Genomic DNA, 19,223 nt, shown 5'->3' with positions numbered 1-19,223 from the left:
TAGCAGGGGAAACGAAACCGTGCTCTGGCCAGACTTGGAACGTTTTGGGGGCCGACTGACGGTGGCTTTCAATCCGACCGTCGGGCGGAGCTTCCTGAAGTTCGCATTGACGAACCGGGAACTCTATTCACAGCACAGTGGCGCATCAGGCGACCTGGCTGTACTGATGCGCGAGGCGGGCTTCTCGCTTTGCGCAAGCGAAACAAGGTCCAACGAAGAGAGAGTCTATGGCGAGGTGCTGCGTGACGGCGGCACCGTGGAAGCCGCAGAAGCGGCTCGCCGGAAAGCGAGGCAGCAAGTCTTCTTCTATTCTCCAGTTGTTCCCTTTAACCGCGAAAGATTGCGTCTGTTCATTCCTGATCTACAAATCACCGACATGCGGTCTATGCCGCTGTCCACGATTAAACACCTTGACTCTGTTTATGTTGGTGAAGGTGTGGTGGCCCAGTTTATCGAACAGCAACAGAATCTGCGCGGCTCGACCCGCGGCATTTGGTATACGACACCGGCTGATCGTGAATTTACGGCGAAGCTTGCGCAATGTGCGCATACGCTTAATGAGCTGCTCGAATATCGGGACCTTCCTCCCGCTGAAGCATTAAATCTGGATTTCAATGGGGATTATTCCGAAGTCCTCGATTTTCATCCAGTCGTTGCTGTTGAGCGGGCCGTACGCCGTCAAGCAATTGGCGTAGATGGATTGCCGTTGCGTGCTCCCAAAATGACTGCAGTGGTGGCCGGCTATGCTACGCGGGACGCTGCCGTTGCGGGAAATGGTGGTGTGGACGAGGGCATAGAGCAGTTGGAGTTGCCGCATGGGATTCCCGTTGCATTCACGAATCCTACAGGTCGCCTGCTCATTCTGAAGGATGCTCGCTACCTTGAATATGGCGAGCATGTTCGCGCAGAACTGGAGGCGCACACCGCGCTGAACGTGCAGCACCATCTGGATTTCCTAACCAACGTATCGGATGTCGTGGCCGCCTACGATGCAGCCAAAGCAGACGGGCTGCTGGATCAGTCGTTGTGGACCGGTGCTGCAATCGCGGCGGAGGTCAAAGCACGATTCGAAGCCATGTTTGGCTCAATGAAGGCGGCGTTGGCTCCATTGCGGCCAACCGAGGGTTTCCTGTCGGTGGAGATCCTGGCGCAGTTCGGCAGCCAGCGTGCAGCACGCTTCAACCAGTTCTATTCCGCGGACTTCCTGTCCTTCCTGGGTGAGTTCCGTACTGAGCTGTACAACGCGGCGCAACGCCGCGACGCGGAGCTTTCGGCCGAAGCGGTCTTCCAGGACGGCATGAAGAAGCTGATGAAGGCGCCCTTCGATGCCAAAGTGCATCCCGGTACGCGTCGGGAAGATGCGGGAGAAAAAATCGGCGGCGCGCGCAAGGATTTTGCAACCCGGGTGCTCGCTGTGGGTGAGTTGCTGACGATCGGCGAGGCCGAACGTGTTGCACTCGTCAAGAAAGATCACGTTTGGCCGAAGCTCGACTTTGACGGGATGCGAGCAGCTGGCGTCGAACCGGCGGTCGCTCACGTCATTCGGACCATCCGGGATGCTCTCCCGGTGACGCCATTCCGTGGAGGGCGGAACAGGACAAAAATCTTCCTGGATCGCCGCGCGCTTGAAGGCCTGCCTCTTGAGCGCTGCGAGAGCTTTGTGCGCGCTATTTCAGTGGTCCGAGATGCATTGGCCAATGTGAAGACCGAATCGGATCTGCAATTGGCCTGTATTCAGATTCACCGTAATGGTGATTTGCTGAATCCGGACGCGTTCTCCAGCGGTTCGTTCAAGCTGTACCACGCCTTTGGCAAATGGGATCCGGCTCACTGGTTCTTTGACGGCGCTGGCCAGCGCTTTCTGGAGCAGGTGTTGCCGACGGTGGTTGAGGAGCCTTCTGGGAAGTTGCGTTGCGGCGACAAACTCGCGCGCTTGCTAGCCGCGGCGCACATCGATACTGAAGGCGGTTGGGTCTGGGCGATCAAGTCGCCCGTCACCGTGAAAGAGACAACGACACGCGAGAAGCAAACCAAGCAACAGAAGCCTACGCCGAGGCGTGCTCATCTCGAACGCATCGAGCGCAAGGGCCCTGACTATCGCGGGGGCGCCGACGTCGACGAGAAACGATTCTTGGCCACGTTCGGTTTCCGCGGCCTCGAATATGGCAATTGGTTGCCGCAAGCCGAGCGCCAGGCCGTGCTCAACCACGCTTACGATGCGTGGATGGATCTCGCGCGTGTGCTGGATGTTCCGCCGACCGCGGTGAGTCTCGGTGGCACACTTGCAATCGCGTTTGGAGCGCGAGGGTCGGGTGGGAAAGACGCAGCCGAGGCACATTTCGAGCGTCCCCGGAAGGTAATGAATCTGACCCGGATGCACGGCGCTGGCAGTGTGGCGCATGAATGGGCGCACGCCTTGGACGATGCCCTGGCGGGTGTGGTTGGTCTGTCCAACACGATGTATGCGACTGAGCTTGCTCAGCGCGTAAGCTCCCATCGCTCGAAGCATGGTGTGCGGTTCCCGGGGATCATCTCCGACCTTACGAACATCGTCCGCCTGAGCAAGACTGTGCCGATGTCGCGCGAGGAAGCTGTTGCTGCGAACAGCACGATCACGCTTCATAAGAGGGAAGTGCCGCTCGGCGAATACATGGACATGCGCCTCAATGAATGGGCGGCATCCTTGGATTGGCTGCTCCCGGAAGGCAAGCAGAACGGCGCTTTCAAGGCGAAGGTGCTGGAGCTCATCGAAGAGCACCGGACGGTACGCGAAGACTTGGCAGTGCTGAATATTCGGCCGCTCGCCGATGTTGCCGGCCTGGTGGAAGCAACCCGCAATGCTTTGGAACGCTTTGGTGGCGCCGCCGGCATCCCCGCCAGGGCGGAAGAGACCCTCGGGAGGATCTTCATCACTTCATCGCTGCAACGGCGAATGATTGACCGATTGACCTTGGTGCGCGAGAAGTACACGCCTGAAGAGTACCGCAAGAACTCGACGTATTTTGACGACGCGATTTTCTTCGACTCGCATCGCAGCAAGCCCTACTTCTCGACGGACGTCGAACTGTTCGCGCGTGCTTTCGAGAGTTGGATTCAGGATCGCGTCGAGAAGGACGCTGGCCATCGCAGCGACTACCTGGTCTACGGCACGGATGTGACGCAGAGCGAGGAGGTGTCTGGGTATCCTCAAGGCGACGAGCGGCTGACGTTGAACGCGGCGTTCGGTGCGTATTTTGATCGGTATCGAGAAGAACTTGTGAGCAAGTTCGCGTTTGGCGCGGAAGCATCGCCGTCTGTGGTACGAGCGGAGGTTGTTGGCGGGCCCTGAGTTCAACAGGCCGACACCACGCAGCTTTGAGTGCCCCTGATGGATCTGTCCATCGGGGGCATTTTGCATTTGGCGGCTGCCGTTCGCGATGCCTCCTCCATGGTCTTGCGGTTTTGTGCCGATCCTGAGAAGCTTGCATCAAGGCAGCCTGTCGCCGCCCGCTCGCGCTGGACCTCCAGTAGCGTAAAGACAGGAGCAGTCCCTCCACCATCATCGTTCGACTCTGTCGCCAGCGATTGGTAAAAGCGAGCGCCAATTCCCTGCATTGCTGCGGTAGCTGGTAACAGGACAACGAATGATCACCCATCAAGAAGCGAAGCAACGGGCTGCGCGCATTACGTCGCGCCTGCGCGCCCTCGGTTACGACCTCTCCACCAATCACGGACTGCAGGCCTTGGCAGCCGCGGAGAATTATCCCGACTGGAATCGCATGCTGGCGGCGATTGAGAAGCGCCAGCCCGAGAGTAAGTCAGATGTGCGCACCTCCAGAGGCGTAGAGCGGCCACATCTCGATAGGGCCGGCCGTGGCGGAAGGACATCGCTTGTTTGTTGTGGGCCTGGGGGCGGAAGTACGACTATCCTCAGCTTGCGAATGGCAGCGGAACACGTGCGCGGCGGGCGTTGCATCTTTGTGAGCCTGGTTACTGATGCGGCTTCGGCGCTTGAGGACACGTTTCTGTCGCGGGGCCACCACCGCATTTTGATTGAAGGATGGCGAACACCCGGCGGCGATCTTGACCACCAGGTGACTTGGTCGGGTGACCCTAAATTTGATAATCCGCAGTCCAGCCTACTGGTGACATTGCGTATTCGAGACAAGGAAGTCTTGTTCGATGGGGAGCGACGGGACTTGTTCGCGTTGTTGGCGAAGCTCCCAGAATTACTCGGTAGCGCAGGGGGCCGGGGAAACCTCGATACGATCTCCCTTGTATTGCTAGACGAGGCGCACCGAGTGTGTTTTGGTGGAGCACGTGATCTTGTCCGCGACGTGATTACCCGATTCGCATCGGGCGGTGCGGAAGTCGTCGCCTCCACGCAGCTCTTCGACGGCGTGACTGTTCATCCCGGCGAGCAGCTTGCTCTTGACCGTGTCATTGCCACACGCTCTATGCGTGATCGATTCCAGGAACGGCATCCTGCCCATCCTTTGCTTAGCCGAATCGTTGTGCTTGAGAACCTGGCGGACAGGCTTCCGGACATGGACCAAGACGAATCGATGTTGGAGGCGTTCGCTGGTGTCGTATATCGAGGCATGCATGGCGAACAGGTCCAGTTAAGTGAATCCCAGCGCGGAAAAGCTGTACAAGGCCTGCTGGATGAATTGACGCAGCGTTGGGAGCGGGCGAAGTGGCGAAAGGAGGTTGCTGCAACGTTGGCCGCAGCGGAGCCGACACCTCCGCCGGCGTTGGTCGGGTTTAGGGCTACGGTGTGATCCCAGTGGCCTAAGCCCCCTTTGAGTAGGGTTGAAGCGGCGCCGATGAGGCGCCATTATTACGCCCAATGACGAGTCAAAAAAATATATATAAAAGAATCGTATACGACACATAGTGCAAAAAATAAAGCTTGTTTTGCGGTTGTATTTGAGAGTGCGTACCATTCTGGGGGGGCAGGCCTCAGATCTGGGGCATGAATACGGGCCAAAGGGCCCAAAAAATTCCAAAGGTGAATTGATGACGACAGGTCGACTGATCTCCGCGGACACCGTTCGAGCCGCGCTCTCCGCGCAGGGACGTGCAGCAGATACCGCCCAGGTGCAAAAAATCGTTGTCGCGGTCTCGCACCTCGACGTTGCAATCAGCCGGCTCAAGACCGCGGCTGACAAGATCCTTGAAGGCGCTGATATCGGTTCGACAGTGACCAACGCGGCGCAGGATGAGGCAATGCGCCGCGTTGTTGGCCGCAGCCTGGAACTGGTGGATTCGATGATGCTGATGCGAGACAGCATCGCAGAAGCGATGGTCGACGCCGATGACACGGATGTTCAGGCGCTCCTGAAGGTGGCGGAAGCTGTTACGGGTCGCATGGCGGATTCGGTCACCCACCACTGAGCCAGGTGAAGAATATGAACTACGCCGAATTGGATCAGGATCTGGGGGCTATTGTGGCGCGGCTGACCCCGGAGCACATCAAGGCCGACTCCAAGGGCCTTTACAAATATTTCGAGAATAAGCGCGATGAAGCGTGGAGCAACCGATTGAAATTGGATCGATCGGCCGAGGCGGCCACGCGGCGCGGGCAGACGCTAGCGGTAGGAAGTCCGCTACTCGCTGTTGGTGTCATTGCCGCTGCGGGTGCTGCAGCGCTGCCAGCTGCGGGAGCGATCACTGCCGGCGGAGTTGGCTATTCGGTCGCTAGCGCTATTCTCCGGCGCATCCGCATGACGAAGGCCGAGCGAGCTCAGAATGATCAGCAGGCGATGCTGAATGGGGCAGCCGACGAAGTCATGCGCGACTCGCTTAGGCAAACGACGCGCGGTGGGCTTTTTACCCGGCTCTATCGGCACGTGAATGATGCGTTCCATCGGTATGAATCCCAGGCAAAGCGGCTCATTGATGAAATCGATGGGGTGCCCTTTTCTGGCCAGGCACATCGCGACGCCGTCAAAGCTGCTTTGGCGAAGTCGCTAACGCCGGGCCTAGCCGACTACCTGGGTCGACACGCAGAGAACAAACACTCGGCGGCGGCGCACCTGATGTCGCGATTGCACACCTATGTTGGGATCGACGCTCTTGCAGCGGGCGCTCGGGCCCAGGATGCTGCGCTTGATGTGGCGGTATTCCACGGCTATGTGCAGGCGCCTGAGCAAGAGCGTGATTTCCTTCGCGCTCTGGGCGCTGAGCTCACTCCTTACGACCATCAGACGGGCTGCTTCCGGGTGCGCTGTGACGTTGCGGCATATTGCGAGCTCCTCGACTACGAGAAGAGCTTCCCCATGCGCCTTGAAAAGTGCACGGCGAGGACTGTCGATCTGGCGCTCGCGTCCGAAGCCGCCGGAAACACGAGCGTGTACTCGCAGCTCACGGATAGCGAACTCAATGGCCTTCGTGAGGCGATCCTGTTCGAGGACGCAAACGGTGAGGGTAAGGGGGACGCATTGACCCGTCGCTGCGTACTGCACGCGATCCACAAGGAAGTGAACGACCGTTGGCTCCCTGCCGCGAAGCACGCCGAAGCGCAGGTGCCGGGCGTTGATCCGCATGTGGTACGCCCTGCATCGCGCAACGATAGCGGGCTGGCCTTTTACTAAACGTAGTTGCAGGTTCATCACAAGCGGCACTTGCCGCGCATTGTTTATCTTGGAGGAAGTTTGATGCGATTGTTTTCGATTCGAGCGGTTGTGTTGGCCTCGGCTGTACTGCTGGCTGCATGCGGCGGCGGCGGTGATGGGGCCGGCACGGCATCCACGACGACCACGTCAAGTTCGCAGCCAGTAGCTGCGGCAATCACGGTGCAGGGGAGCTCGACGAAGGTGACAGCGGATCCGCTGGCGCTGATCTACATGGGCCCGAACGGGAGTTCTAGCACGCTGTTCGGCGCAAATACCCTGGGTTCGACATCGTCTGCCGCAGCTTCGAGTCAAACGCAGCTCGATGGCGGCGGCTTCAGCGCTTTCAACATCGGCGCAGTCGCGGTTTCGCTGACGCAGGGCACTATCACTGACCTCGCCGGCACATCTGACTTTCAGATCGGCCGCTGGACGAATGGCAAGGGGCAGAACGTCCCAACCATGAACGCCAACCAGGGGGCCTACTATGTCGCCGGCAAACCGATCCAGCTACAGGCTTCGCAGACTGCCGGCACGTTCGCCTGCACGCTCGCAGCTGCGACTAAACCGACGGCAGTAAGCGGTGCAACTGCACCGGGTACGGTGACATCCGCGACGGCAACGATCGACAAGACGACGCTGAATGCGACGATCAACATCACCTACAGCATTGGGGCTGATCAATCGGTAGCCATCAATAAGACGGTCGCAGCCGGTAGTGCGTCCTCTGGCAACGGCATCGCTATGGTGACCAGCGTGATCGGGTCAAACGCGACGCAGCCGAACCTCGCGGTGGTGTTCACCGCAAAGAGCTCTGCGTCGGGTGACACCAGCGGCAGTGTTGTGCTGAGCTGCCAGTAAGTTCCAGTACTTCCGGTTAAGCCGGGTACGCCTCGGTGGCTGTGGCCACGCAGAGGCGTACCCGGCTTTTGCGTATGCGATCCGCTTGTCGACAACTGAGTGCTTGAGTGAGTGATGAGGGGCGGCAGTTGAAAAAGTGGTGAGAAGCTTCGGCGCTGCGGCCTGAGATCAACGATGTGGTTGACATGGTGCACATGTGCACTTATCATGCGCTTAACGATCAGGAGTATGGGGAAGATGGTGAACGAAAAGCGAGCGTATCGGGAGGGGCGGGTTGCCTGGATCAACGGAGTTTCAATCAACGCATGCCCCTACACAGATCCGCAGCTGCGCACCGCATGGGTTGGCGGCTGGATCGAAAGGGACAAGGGCGGCTTGATCGCCTAACCGCCGCCACTGACTGATGAGGGGATGAGCATGTTGAACGCTGAACAACGCCTCGCGCTTGCTATCGCGCTGCGTGACAAAAAACCTGTTTTCTACCGCGATGCGGATGACATTTTTCACCAGTGCACACGGGTGCAATTTGGATACGTGCAGCAGGACGAAGAACCCGAAGACGCCGAGGACGTGGTTTGGCTGCGTACCAAGACCGACGGCATCGTCCGCTGCGCCGCGCTCGACAACGTGGCGCCGAGCGACTTCTTCAACAGCGTGCCGCTGTTCGCCGCCTAACCGCTGCCACTTCACTGATGAGGGGATGACATGACAAGCACAACACTTCGATTCGCTCTGGCCGGGAAGGTCGTGTCCGATTACCGGGTTGCACGTCGCATCTGGCGTGAAGCTGTAAGGGACCGCAAAGAGTGGCTTATTCCGCAGGCTCGAAACGTGGCGATCAAGTTGCGTAGGGCCGCCGCCTAACCGCTGCCACTGAACATCAGGAACCGGACACATGCCCACCATCATTCGAGGTGAACGTATCTACCGCGTGGAAGTTGCAAACGGTCGGCCTGCAATGGTTGAAGCGGAGGTTCGTTGCGGTGTGCGTATGGCGCGCAGGAAATATGTCTGGCGCCGCCTCTGGGTTATCGGCGATGCGAAGCAATCGAAGCTGGTGCAAAGCCTAATCGCAGAAGCAACCACTGATAACTGAGGAGATGGCATGAAACACGCGAAAGGAACAATAGCGGGTCGTGAATATTCGTTGTGTGGGCTTGCATGCGATGCGCATGAGTCCGGCGATACCGATGAGCCTGTCGAGTTTGCTGAAGCCGGCGAGTTAGTGACGTGCGTGGAATGCCGCGACGCGATCGATCACGTGCGCGCTTCCTTCAAACGCTACCGCGCCGCCTAACCCACCACTGACAACTTTGGACCATGAATTTTCCATCGGTCAAGAATAAGCAGAAACATGCAGAACCTATTTACAGTGTTGTGGTGGGTGCCTTATGTGCTTTTCGTGTTTTCGGTATCCGCGGCGTTCGCCACCTGCAAGTGCATTTTCCGAATGATTCTGCTGCGACGCGACCGAGAGGTCGCTGTCGAGCTCGCGAAGCGCGATCCTGCACTTGAGAAAGTTGCAGAGTTTCTCAACCCATGGGTTTTCTTGCCGGAGGCATTGACGTGGCTTGTGGTGACTGCCTCGCTCTTTGGCCTTGCTGTCTTCTGGGCTAGACAGCTGCCTTAGTGCGCCGACTGTTGAGCGCATCTCGATTTGGAGATACTGACAATGACCGCCATTCTCGCAAGCTTGCTGATTTGGCTTGGCGCAGCGCCGCCAGAAGCGAGGAGTGACCCATGCAAGATGCCAGCATGGGCTCTTTTCAATGAGGGGGGTCGCGTTGGCATGCGATTTCGATGATGCCCGCGGTGTGAGTGTCGAGGCGCTGCGCGACGGATACACCGGTCGTCGTACGCACGCGAAGTTCTCCGCGGTCCCCCTTGGTGGAATGTCGAACGCCACCCTGGTCGTTTCGGATCGAGTGGTTCCGGAAAAGGCTGCGTCCGCAGAGGTCGCCGTGATCGGTTTGCGCGGTGGCTGGCTCGACGGCCGGGGTACGGTGCATGGCGCCTACGATGCGTGGGTCCTCCCTGTCGCCGGTACAGCTGCAGAATTGAAGCCTGAGGGCACGCTTGTCGCCTTGTATGGCCAAGGCGAACTGTGGGGCTCTGCGGATGTCAGCGTCGGCAAGCGGTAGCCCAGCTATACCCATACCCAGAGGGTGTGTCACTTTGGGGTTCTGGGTAACGGAGCCGGCACATCCGCCTGGATGGAGAAGGTTTCGCCGTACCAGAAGGGTTGGTGGATCCGACTGCTTACTGCACTGTTCGTGATCCCTTGACTTGCTGGCGTGTCGATTTCTGGCGAGTATTCCTTCGGTGAAGCCTGGGGAATGCCTCGTTCGATGTCTCCTTGAAAGTCGGGGAATACTGTTCTCTCTTCTCCCTTCGGGTTCCATGAAAGGCGGAAAGACTCTTTGTCTTTTTTTGGGGTGTTTCCTAAAACGCGCCTACGGCGCTTTATAGACCCTCCACAGCACCTCGAACTGCTGCCGTATTGGTCCCTTTCACTGCCCGCGTTTCGGTTTCATAACTGCGAAAGACGGTGCCATGGTGAACCGGCTGCACAAATCAGCACAAAAAAATCTATTTTGTCTCGTCGTCCGTAGAAGGTTTTAATGAAATCAAAGATTACGTTGCCTGATTTCGTGGAAATTCCCTAGACTGCGGCATCGGAAACGGATTGTTGAGAGCAGGGAGTCTCGGATGGGCAAGGTACATCAGGCAGAGCAGGGGTCAGCCGAGGAAGTGATGTTGACGCTGGTCGCATTGGGCGAGGATCCCAGCGCGAGCCGAGTCGAGGGCGTGCGAGCGTTCATTGACTGGGGCGCAGTCGCCGATCACTACGACGAGGAAATTGAGGGGTTCGGTCGAGACCAGGCCGTTCGTGCGGCCGTGGTCCATGCGCGTCAACAGATCGACAGCGGCAACATGACATGGCCGGTGAAAGGGCGGGTTGTGCTATTTGATGACAGCGGAGAGGCGTGCTGGGTGCTTCGAAGCGGCGCCCGGCGGGACGTCAGTGGACACATCGTGTTGGGAGACATCGAGCACTCGACTGGAGACTTCGATCTGAAACGGTGGATTGCCATGGGCAGTATTTCCGGCCCCATGCGCGATATGGTGGTGCCGGAGACGGTCACCGGGAACTACAACGCCGTCTTTGCCTGGGCCTCGCGTCAGTCGGTCACTGCGTTGAGTGCCGGCGCTGGCCTGGCATCAGGGGGATCGCCCGTTGGCTCCGCTGAAGACCACGCCCGATACATCGTGGGCGGCTGGAGCCACATCTTCAGCGCGCGTGAAGGCGATCGGTCGTGCCGTCTGGTGTTCGACATCGTTGAGCACAAGGTGAGCGCATTGCAGCTGCAGCACTCGGTGCGTGGCTGGGTGGAGGCCACTGCATCCGAGGTGGCGGATGTGCAGGATTCGATCCTGACTGCCAACGGAGAGGCCCTAGACGAGCCGGAGCAGTGCGGGCTGGAGCGGACCTCTGAGCTTCCCCAATGGGCGCAGGCATCTCTGACCAAGGCGCGCTTGATGGAAGCGGCCTCGTTGCGAACACGTGCGCGTGAGCTTCTGGATCAGGCTCACGCCTTGGATGGTCTGAAGCCCTTCATGGTCATCCACGAGCACGAGTACGGTACCACCGGATACCTGGCCTGGTCTGAGCAGAAGCTGAGTCAGGCGGAAGCGGAAGGCGTGCTGGATGCCAAGTTCGAAGAAGATCGTGAAGAGGTGTTGACGGTCACGGATCCGGTCAGTCTGGAAGAGTTGACGGGCAGCACAGTGGTCGCTCAGCGAGCCGAGCAGTCGGCGGACGCAGCGATGGTACCTGACTTCGCGGCGAGGTTCGACGACGCGGACCGCTACCGCGTGCCGGTCGAATCCAAGCTGATGCTGTTCTTGCCGGTGACCGATTTCCGCCCGGAAGCGATGCGTGTGAGCAAGCGTGTGACGTCTGATGCGACTTGGTATGAGGTCGAAATCTACCACCCAGAGCGCAACAGCTGGATTGAGCAGAAGACGCACAGCGATCTGCAGGTCGCTGTGGACGATGCGACCAATTGGTACCCCGATCCGGCCCGAGCGAAGACGAAAGCACAAGAAGACGGCCCGTTGCCTGGCATGTGAATGGGCGTGGTTTCAGAGTGAGATAATGCTGGCCATTCGGCCGTGCAAGGCAGACAACATAAGGAATGAGCATCATGGGAGCCAAAATCAACCGTCGCACCGTTGCAACCGTGGACTTGCCGAACGGCAAGGACGTGGAGGTGCCTTCGTTTTGCGCGGAAGCGATCGAGGTGAAGGTGGTCCGTGTTGGCAGCGGTTTCGTGGTGGGCGTGTTGGTGCCCGACAATGATTCCCGGCATTTGGATCCGCGCACAAACGACGATGGGTTCGGGGACTTCAAGGAGTTCGGGTCGCAGGGCGAGCGGGATGCCTTCCTCAACTCCGTGCTGGAGGAGGGAAAGCTCGCGTTTGTCGTGGACAAGTACGAGCACGGTCTGGTGAGCTACTCGGTGTCCGGGACCGTCTCCTATGTGGACCAGCAGTGGGATGTTGCCCCGTCGGGCGTATTCGTGCCGTGCGAGGATCTGCAGGAAGAGTTTGCGAAACGGCGTGATGCGATTCAAGCTACGCTGGCCACCGGCGAAGCCCCGGTGGTGTTGCGTGCTCGGGCGCATGAGGCGGCGGCACAGGAGTTCATCAAGTCGGCGAACAGCAGCCTGGAAGAGTTTTCCGACTGGGCCAATGGCAATGTGTATGGCGTCTGTGTGTATCACTTCGATCGCGATGGGGAGCGACTCGGGGAGGGTGAGGCAATTTGGGGCCTCATCGGGACCGAGTACGCGGAGCGGGAACTGGCCGAGCAGATTGACTTCGCGGTTCAGCCGGACGCTGATTTCCATGTTGGTTTTGTGGGCTGCAGTGCCGACCAGGCCAGCATGCTGGAGGGCTACGGCTTCCGTGTGGCGGCATATGACGCAGAGCGCGAAGGTGTTTTCGTCGAGATTAGTCCGGCGCAGAAGGCGGCAGCCTTGGCTGAACTGGCTAGCTTCCCTAAGGACTTCCGCGTGGAGCTCCATCAGTACCTGAAGACCGACGCAGGCATTGCCACGTGGCAAGGAACTGGTGCTGCGGTCGACCTGGAGCGCCGTAAGGCCGCCCAGCTGGCGTGGGCCGAGTGGAATATGGCGGCGAAGGACATCGACAGCGATTCCGCGGCCTATTGGAAGGAGCTGATCGGTCGAATCAATACCCGGGCAGTCGAGCTCGCACAAGGCGATCGCGAAAATACCGCCGCCGCGCCCGCGGCCGACGAGGGCATGGCGCCGGGAATGTGATCGTCAACGTGTAATTGAAGGACGAAGCCATGGGAGTAGTTGCCACTTCGCCTGGTTCCGAAGTGACTCGCGATGAGGTCATGGCAGCGCTGATTGCCATGGGCGAGGACCCCACTGCGAACCGGGTCGACGCTGTTCATGCCAGGGTCGCATCGAATCCATTGTCGGAGGGTGATCGAGCTGCGGGGATTCGCGACGCGATCGAGCGGGCAGGATGCGAGCTGGATGCGCTGGGGGCAGTGTCGGCACCCAGTTCCACTGTTGCCGGCGTGGCGCGCGGTGATGCGGCCGACGCGGTGGGGCTTGACACTGTCGGTCAGCGTATTGCCTACGCGCGTAAGCAGGCAAAGCTTTCTCAGAAGGCGATCGCCGATCGACTCGGCATCACCCAAGGGGCTGTTTCCCAGTGGGAGCAAGAGCTGACGGTGCCTAGCCTGGAGCAGGTTGGGCCTCTTGCAAAGTTGGTGGGGGCTTCAATTGACTGGTTGGTTTTGGGATCCAAAGAGCCGCCTGTTCTGGCGCCTGCTCCTTCCGCGGCTGTTCCCGGGGTAGGCGAACGTGGGCTGAGCTCGCTGCAGCAAGCCGCGCTTGATGCCCTGAAGCAAGCTTTCCTCCATCGATTGATTTCCAATGATCGGTGCTTGGCTCTGTTGAATGATTGGCAGACCATGGTCAATGGGGTGGATGACCCAGGCCCACGTCCCTGACGGGCGATTCGGGTCGGTCCTCTTAGCTGCGAGCATTACAAAGCCCCGCCACTGCGGGGCTTTGTCGTTCCTGGCGCTGCTATGGCGGTGAACCCCGTAGACGGTGACATTTAGGAGCAAAAAGAAATATGAAAATGCATCACGAATGGTGTGATTACATAAAATACATGTCGATTTGAATGCTAATGAGGCAGTTGCTACGATGTTGGATATTCGGTGGCCGTTTCGGCGCACCTGATCTCAATATCGAGGATCGCCATGTTTCAACGCACGTACATCGCTGGGGTAACCCGGGAAGACATCATGGAGGCGCTGGTGGCGTCGGGGGAAGACCCGACCGTCAGCCGGGTCGATGCCGTGCGCAAGCGGCTGGACCCATTTTTTGGGCCGAGCGACTACCGATCGGCTGTGGTCAAGGCCGCCGTGGAGCAGGTTCGAAGGGAGATCGTGTCTGAGACGGAGGCCGGTCGTGCCGCGCCGCTTCCGTCCCAGCCGTCGGTAGCCAACGCCATTGCTGCCTTGCAGTTGGCGACATCACACGATGGCGCGTTCAATGTGGCGGCGTGCAAGGAAGCCCTGGCGCAACTGTGCGCGGTTCGGAATCGCGTCGAAGCCTTCAACAAGGGCCTCGATGATCGGGAGATCGCCCCGACGGGCGACAGCTACAACGATCTCTTCGACTTGGTTGGTGTGCGTGACGAAGGCGCAGTACTCGTCGTGCCGACTGCGGTGCCTTCGGCCGAAATGGATGTTGCTCGGTCGCACCCGCGTGTACTCGTGATGGTTCGAGGCGGCGTGGCGGAAACCTTCCACGACCCGGGCGTGGATGTGGAAGTGTTCGATTTCGACAACTTCGAAGCTGACCCATACGGCACCGGCAAACTGCCAGCCCATTTCGCAGATCTCGCAGACGTTGCGGGCGCACCCTGTGAAGAAGCCAATCTGCCCGTCCGCTACGGCGTTGAATATGAGGTGTCGAGCATTCAACCCGGCAGACCCACGTTGCAAATCTGGCACCCGGTCTCCCTGTCGCATTACAACGCCGGTACGCCGATGTCGCCTGAAACATTCGTGTTCAAGGCTCGGAACTCTTCTGAACAGTTCACGATTCAGCGTGGTGACCTGACGCTCCGCGTGCGCGAGAACGGTCGGCAACTGAGCATTGGGGATGCGGACGATGCCCCGATGCCAGCTATGTAACCGCAACGGACAGGTTGGTGAGTCGAACATGAATCCGATTTCGAAAGAAGAAGTGTTGCTGGCGCTGGCTCAGCTTGGGGAAGAGGCGACAGCGTCGCGTACTGAAGCCGTTCATGGCGCGCTCAGACAAGGCGTTGTGCTACCTGAGGACGGTCGAGGCGACGCTGTCATTCGCGAAGTGGAAGCCGCCCGGAATGCACTGCTGGAACGAAAGGCCGCTGAGTCAGCGGAGCGGCGCCGCGCGGTGGACGCGGGCGCTCATCACGCTGTCAAGGAAGACGAGGCGATGGGCATTTCAGTGCCTGTGCCGGGTGCCGTTGGTTTCTACCGTCCGGATCCGAGCAGTTGGAAGTCCCCCAGCGTGGTGTTGGGTGTGACCGACAGCCGAGTGCGTGTCTACGAGGCCGCAGCCGAGATGGTTTTCGAAATTGATCGCGGTGACTGGATGTCGGTGTCCGAAATGCAGGCTGACACCTCCGACATGGTTTCGCGTATGCGGACCTCGCAAGACAAGGACGAATTGGACTTTCTGGAAAAAGCGCTGAAAGGCCGCGTCTCAGCGATGCGCGACGCCATTTGGGTTGCGCCAATGGTTCCGCAGATCCTTGCCACGCACGGTGTCAGTGCGCCTGAGGTTGTTGCGGAATCTGGACCCGAGTTGGGCTAAGAGGCGTGGTGCCTCGGAAAGATTATTTTGGAGTCCCCATGGAAACGACGCACACCACCGAAAAGAAGCCCACTCTCCGCATGATTGTCGGTGGTGGGAATCTGGACGTCCCACTTGACCAGGTTCGCGAGTGCATTGATGGTAATGAGGCCGCTCAGGCCTTGCAGGAAATGGTCACTCGTCAGGCACGAGATGGTTCCAGCAAGCGCCAGGAGGCAGCGGTCGCTGCGATCGAGAAGCGCGCCGCGCTCTGGAGTGATGCGTATTTCCACGCGAAGCTGCCCGAGTTGAATGCACAGGTGGGTGCGGGGCCGAATCCTCGGCTTGAGATCCTGCGCCGGCAGGATGTCGAGGTGGTCTCCACGCGCATCGCCCGCGAGTGGGCTGCGCTTGATGCAGCGGACTTCCGGGTAGTGAGGGGCGCGGAAGCCCGATTCAATCTCGCCATCAGCATGGAGTCAGTCCGATCACGCCGATACCTGGAAGCGCTTGAAGAAGCCGCACCCGACGTGCTCGCGGATATCCGTGAGTGCAACGCCACTCATGATCGGCTGGTGGCGGAGAAGGAAGACCTGAAAAGCGCGCAGCTTGCTCGGCTGATCGCTGAAAACCCGGAAGCGCAAGCCGATCTGGCGATCATTTCACGGCATGCGCAGCTCACAAGGAACGGGCGCAGCATTGAAGACCTGCAGCCTGGTCTGGCACGCCGCATGGCAGAGGCTGACTTGGAAGACTATGCAGTGCTCGTGAACGACGACCGTCGGCAGTACTGCGCAGGGTTCATCGCGGCAAACATGCGCAATGCGGCCTACCGCGAAGCGGTTGAGCGTTCATCGCCTTTGATCGCACGTGTGATCGAGGTGCTCAGCGACGTTCAGCGTTGCGAACGCATTTTGCCGCCCACCGGGTGGCGTTCGAGCGGCAAGGTCGCGTATTACGGCACGGTGACGGCGCCGCGCTGGGAGATGAGCATGCTGGAGTCCTTTGGCATTCAGATTTCGGGGTATCGCGAGGATTCCGGCCAGTTCATGGTGCGGTTGGACGAGTCCGCCAAAGAGCAGCTCGAAACGTTCGCGGAAGAGTTACCCGCGGAATTGCATCGGCGCGATGGTGACTGGCGCTCGATCGCGTGCTTGGAGCGTCTGGATGCGGATGGCCTTCGCGGCGAACGTGCGTTCGCGAAGTTCATGGGCGCGTTCGGCGATAAGCGTGAGGCTGAGTGGGATTGGGTTGTGAGCCTGATCGACCAGCATTTGGATCCAAAGGATGTGGTGGTGTGTCCGGTCGACGGCATCGTGGGCAATCTGCCGGACCGGGGTCTGAGCGAAACGGCCATCGTGACGTTCTTCGAGCTGAAGCGTGCCTTCCCGGATGCCGTGACGATGACGCGGGCCAATGCAGCAAAGTATCAATCCACCCTTGACCGGTCGCTGGACAACAGTGCTGGGCTTGGTCAGTGATCGTTGGGCTTAGGGAGACTTGATTATGGAAGCGAAGGCTGCGGTGCCGGTCAAAACAGAAGAAGGGTCCTTCGACGAATTGCCGAAGGACGATGAGGCGTTCGATGCCTATGTGGCGAATGAGAGTTTCGCAGGGATACAGCGCGTCGCGGTCATGGAGCAATTTCTGCTGCGTGCGGCACGCCGCTTTCACGTGTTGGAGCGTGAGTCGCGAGTCGCCGTAGAGAACGACCAGGTATTGCCCGATGTTAAGCAGAAGGCGTGGGCGTTTCTCTACGATCAATTCATGCTGACGACAGCTGATCTCAGGATGTTTTTCAGCGAGACGGACGATTTCCACGGGCAATCGCGCGAAGTCGTCAGTCGCCTGAATACTGTTGCAGATGTTTTGGTGTGCAGCGGCAAGGACGTCGCCAAGATCGAGTATGTGGAGCGATTGGTTGCGGCGGCGCAAGAGGCAGAAAAGGAAAACAGCGCAGGCGAGCTGACGCTGCGGCTCCCAGGTGTCTGGACAGAGGAATTTGAGCCGGGAGTGTTCTGCAGGTTCTACAACGACTGTACCGCATGGATGGAGTCTCGCATTGATGGTACGGATGCTCTCTTTGCGGCCAAGTATAAGGGCGTCCCCATTGGTGAGGCGGGTGAGGTTGTGCATGTTGGCGAGGCGCGCGTTGCTGCATCTGACGCCGCAGCCGTTGCACAGGCGATCGCCGATCTGGAAACGAAGCTCGGCGAGCACATAATCGCAGTTTCGCGCAGCGCCGACGTTCCTGCTGATCTTGAACCCTGACCTCTTGATTATTGGAACGAGAACATGACGGCAATTTCTCCAGAGATGGCTCACCACATGCACCTTCGACAGTACTCGGCATCGTGGGATCAGAATTTCCATAAGCCCGGCACGCAGGTGCTCGGTGTGGAGTTTTTCAGCGAGGCGACGGGCTACTCTGTCGAAGATCTGGCGGGCATCCGCAGCCTCCGAGTGGGCGACACTTGGAAGAGCCCTCATGATGGCGATTCGCATACGGTGACCCGGTTGCCGGATCAGGGGCCCGATCTTGTGAAAGACGGGGCTCCTCGTTGGCCTGTGCCGGGCGCAATGGTCGATTGCGGCCGAAGCTTGCGTGTGAACGTGAGGCAGGTAGTGGACGAGCTCGATGACCCGAGTGATGAAGGTCTCGCCGGCATTTGGGCAGTCAACTTTGATTTCGACGACACCGGGATGTCGAATGGCCAGCGAGCTGGGGCCGCGAAGGACATTTTCCACGGGCGCCAGGGTATCGAGAACCTCGATGATTTCCAGATCGACGTGGTTGACTGGCGTGGGCGGCCGGTTGCGCAGGATGACGACTATGAAGAGGGCGCCTATACCGATTCCGGGAGCGTCGAGAAAATCAGTGATGAGCCCCTGGATTTGCGCGACCGGCATTTCCTGGTGCTAACGCCCCGCGATGAGCGCACTCTGGCGTTCATCGCAGGGCAGTACGAGTACGCCGCGTTTCTGCAGGAGCGGCTCGTGCCCGAGGAAGACCAGTCTGATGAGACTGGGGTGCGGCACCAGTATTCGCTCAGCGTCGAAGACATCGAAAAGCTCAGCTGGCTCGCAGAGCATGGCGACGATGGTCGCTTCCCAATGCTCGCTGGAGATCTGCGGCGCACGGTCGAGAGCTTGGTTGAGCAAGCTTTGGGCGAAAAGACGAAGCCTGCGGTACTGCAGACTGCGCCAGGTGCTGCGCTGTCGTCCCTGGTTGGGGTTCTTTTGCGCGCCAACACAGCAGGTGCGGTGGATGCTGTCCTTCACATCGAGGGGATCACGGATGCTTTCGATCAGGCGATGGAGGAGGCGGCGAAGGCGCTTGGACGTGCCGGCCTTGCAGATGTCGCCCGTCGATATGAACTTGATCCGGTCGTAGTGCAAAAGTTGATTCCGACACAGGACGATGTCGCTCCGTCTCCGGGCATGTGAGCGACTTGTCTTCGAGGAGCCTAAAGACAATGAGCTATCAGTCACCGATCAAACCGATCAGCGAAGAGGAAGTCATGCTGGCGCTGGTCGCCGCGGGTGAGGATCCGGATATGCCTGCCTAGGATCGAGGGACCACATCAAGGTCAAGCTCTCGATCTCGGAGCGAGTGCCATCGTCAGGCCACGGGCGCGTCGACTTCGTGCCCATGGTCGCCACCATAAAGTGGGAAGGCGTGATTGAGGGGACGCCGGAGCATGCGGGTCTTCTCAGAGAGATTGGAATCTCGTACGACCAGTATGACGGTGGCTACTTCAACGGTTGTGTCGGGACGAGTCAGCAGTTTCGGACCGCGAGAGAACGAGGGTTGACGTGTTGGACATCGCCGCTCGAAGCGAGCTTCGAACCGGTCGAAATGGCCAAT

18 protein-coding genes are annotated in these 19,223 nt (G+C 59.3%); all 18 read left to right on the top strand.

The genetic code is table 11. The annotated features are described in order from the left end of the window. Positions 1-19 precede the first annotated feature (19 nt). The 18 genes from JHD73_RS29600 (at position 20) to JHD73_RS05135 (ending at position 18,802) form a co-directional block, all read left to right on the top strand. Positions 20-3,328 carry an LPD1 domain-containing protein gene (locus JHD73_RS29600; protein ID WP_199028489.1) on the top strand — a complete coding sequence of 1,103 codons (3,309 nt, stop codon included), beginning with the start codon at positions 20-22 and terminating at the stop codon, positions 3,326-3,328. 295 nt (positions 3,329-3,623) lie between these two features. Next, positions 3,624-4,760: a hypothetical protein gene (locus JHD73_RS05215; RefSeq protein ID WP_199028487.1), complete on the top strand. Its 1,137-nt coding sequence runs from the start codon at positions 3,624-3,626 to the stop codon at positions 4,758-4,760. A gap of 238 nt (positions 4,761-4,998) precedes the next feature. Continuing rightward, complete coding sequence (locus tag JHD73_RS05210) at positions 4,999-5,376, top strand: hypothetical protein (RefSeq protein ID WP_199028484.1); 378 nt, start codon at positions 4,999-5,001, stop codon at positions 5,374-5,376. A gap of 14 nt (positions 5,377-5,390) precedes the next feature. Continuing rightward, positions 5,391-6,575, top strand: a complete 1,185-nt coding sequence (locus JHD73_RS05205) for a hypothetical protein (protein WP_199028482.1) — start codon at positions 5,391-5,393, stop codon at positions 6,573-6,575. A gap of 63 nt (positions 6,576-6,638) precedes the next feature. Next, positions 6,639-7,454 (top strand): hypothetical protein, encoded by an 816-nt coding sequence (locus tag JHD73_RS05200; RefSeq protein WP_199028480.1) that lies wholly within the window; start codon positions 6,639-6,641, stop codon positions 7,452-7,454. A gap of 237 nt (positions 7,455-7,691) precedes the next feature. Continuing rightward, the gene (locus JHD73_RS05195) at positions 7,692-7,841 is read left to right on the top strand and encodes a ribosome modulation factor (RefSeq protein ID WP_199028478.1); all 150 of its coding nucleotides are present in this window, start codon (positions 7,692-7,694) and stop codon (positions 7,839-7,841) included. A gap of 30 nt (positions 7,842-7,871) precedes the next feature. Further along, a complete protein-coding gene (locus JHD73_RS05190; protein WP_199028476.1) occupies positions 7,872-8,129 on the top strand; it encodes a hypothetical protein in 258 nt (85 codons plus the stop codon). Between the two features lie 220 nt (positions 8,130-8,349). Then, positions 8,350-8,550, top strand: coding sequence for a hypothetical protein (locus JHD73_RS05185; RefSeq protein WP_199028474.1), 201 nt, complete (start codon positions 8,350-8,352; stop codon positions 8,548-8,550). Positions 8,551-8,559: 9 nt separating this feature from the next. After that, entirely contained in the window at positions 8,560-8,751 is a 192-nt protein-coding gene (locus JHD73_RS05180) for a hypothetical protein (RefSeq protein ID WP_199028472.1), read from the top strand. Between the two features lie 664 nt (positions 8,752-9,415). After that, complete coding sequence (locus JHD73_RS05175) at positions 9,416-9,595, top strand: hypothetical protein (protein WP_199028470.1); 180 nt, start codon at positions 9,416-9,418, stop codon at positions 9,593-9,595. 568 nt (positions 9,596-10,163) lie between these two features. Continuing rightward, on the top strand, positions 10,164-11,588 hold the full coding sequence (locus JHD73_RS05170) for a hypothetical protein (protein ID WP_199028468.1): 1,425 nt from the start codon (positions 10,164-10,166) through the stop codon (positions 11,586-11,588). 74 nt (positions 11,589-11,662) lie between these two features. Then, the gene (locus JHD73_RS05165) at positions 11,663-12,802 is read left to right on the top strand and encodes a hypothetical protein (RefSeq protein ID WP_199028466.1); all 1,140 of its coding nucleotides are present in this window, start codon (positions 11,663-11,665) and stop codon (positions 12,800-12,802) included. 80 nt (positions 12,803-12,882) lie between these two features. After that, positions 12,883-13,509, top strand: a complete 627-nt coding sequence (locus JHD73_RS05160) for a helix-turn-helix domain-containing protein (RefSeq protein WP_199028464.1) — start codon at positions 12,883-12,885, stop codon at positions 13,507-13,509. Positions 13,510-13,767: 258 nt separating this feature from the next. After that, positions 13,768-14,709, top strand: a complete 942-nt coding sequence (locus JHD73_RS05155; RefSeq protein ID WP_199028462.1) for a hypothetical protein — start codon at positions 13,768-13,770, stop codon at positions 14,707-14,709. A 28-nt stretch (positions 14,710-14,737) separates the two neighbouring features. Beyond that, positions 14,738-15,376 (top strand): hypothetical protein, encoded by a 639-nt coding sequence (locus JHD73_RS05150; protein ID WP_199028460.1) that lies wholly within the window; start codon positions 14,738-14,740, stop codon positions 15,374-15,376. 38 nt (positions 15,377-15,414) lie between these two features. Beyond that, on the top strand, positions 15,415-16,836 hold the full coding sequence (locus JHD73_RS05145; RefSeq protein WP_199028458.1) for a hypothetical protein: 1,422 nt from the start codon (positions 15,415-15,417) through the stop codon (positions 16,834-16,836). A 25-nt stretch (positions 16,837-16,861) separates the two neighbouring features. Then, positions 16,862-17,626, top strand: coding sequence for a hypothetical protein (locus JHD73_RS05140; protein WP_199028455.1), 765 nt, complete (start codon positions 16,862-16,864; stop codon positions 17,624-17,626). Positions 17,627-17,650: 24 nt separating this feature from the next. Then, positions 17,651-18,802 (top strand): hypothetical protein, encoded by a 1,152-nt coding sequence (locus tag JHD73_RS05135; RefSeq protein WP_199028452.1) that lies wholly within the window; start codon positions 17,651-17,653, stop codon positions 18,800-18,802. The last annotated feature ends 421 nt before the right edge of the window (positions 18,803-19,223 follow it).

The organism is Ralstonia sp. ASV6 (genome assembly GCF_016429285.1).
Taxonomy (GTDB): domain Bacteria; phylum Pseudomonadota; class Gammaproteobacteria; order Burkholderiales; family Burkholderiaceae; genus Ralstonia; species Ralstonia flaminis.
The sequence above is the reverse complement of the archived record's forward strand: the minus strand, read 5'-3'. Positions and strand labels throughout refer to the sequence as shown.

Coding starts and splice junctions, on each gene's coding strand:
- JHD73_RS05215 (WP_199028487.1), top strand. CDS start 3,624: ATGATCACCCATCAAGAAGCGAAGCAACGGGCTGCGCGCATTACGTCG.
- JHD73_RS05210 (WP_199028484.1), top strand. CDS start 4,999: ATGACGACAGGTCGACTGATCTCCGCGGACACCGTTCGAGCCGCGCTC.
- JHD73_RS05205 (WP_199028482.1), top strand. CDS start 5,391: ATGAACTACGCCGAATTGGATCAGGATCTGGGGGCTATTGTGGCGCGG.
- JHD73_RS05200 (WP_199028480.1), top strand. CDS start 6,639: ATGCGATTGTTTTCGATTCGAGCGGTTGTGTTGGCCTCGGCTGTACTG.
- JHD73_RS05195 (WP_199028478.1), top strand. CDS start 7,692: ATGGTGAACGAAAAGCGAGCGTATCGGGAGGGGCGGGTTGCCTGGATC.
- JHD73_RS05190 (WP_199028476.1), top strand. CDS start 7,872: ATGTTGAACGCTGAACAACGCCTCGCGCTTGCTATCGCGCTGCGTGAC.
- JHD73_RS05185 (WP_199028474.1), top strand. CDS start 8,350: ATGCCCACCATCATTCGAGGTGAACGTATCTACCGCGTGGAAGTTGCA.
- JHD73_RS05180 (WP_199028472.1), top strand. CDS start 8,560: ATGAAACACGCGAAAGGAACAATAGCGGGTCGTGAATATTCGTTGTGT.
- JHD73_RS05170 (WP_199028468.1), top strand. CDS start 10,164: ATGGGCAAGGTACATCAGGCAGAGCAGGGGTCAGCCGAGGAAGTGATG.
- JHD73_RS05165 (WP_199028466.1), top strand. CDS start 11,663: ATGGGAGCCAAAATCAACCGTCGCACCGTTGCAACCGTGGACTTGCCG.
- JHD73_RS05160 (WP_199028464.1), top strand. CDS start 12,883: ATGGCAGCGCTGATTGCCATGGGCGAGGACCCCACTGCGAACCGGGTC.
- JHD73_RS05155 (WP_199028462.1), top strand. CDS start 13,768: ATGTTTCAACGCACGTACATCGCTGGGGTAACCCGGGAAGACATCATG.
- JHD73_RS05150 (WP_199028460.1), top strand. CDS start 14,738: ATGAATCCGATTTCGAAAGAAGAAGTGTTGCTGGCGCTGGCTCAGCTT.
- JHD73_RS05145 (WP_199028458.1), top strand. CDS start 15,415: ATGGAAACGACGCACACCACCGAAAAGAAGCCCACTCTCCGCATGATT.
- JHD73_RS05140 (WP_199028455.1), top strand. CDS start 16,862: ATGGAAGCGAAGGCTGCGGTGCCGGTCAAAACAGAAGAAGGGTCCTTC.
- JHD73_RS05135 (WP_199028452.1), top strand. CDS start 17,651: ATGACGGCAATTTCTCCAGAGATGGCTCACCACATGCACCTTCGACAG.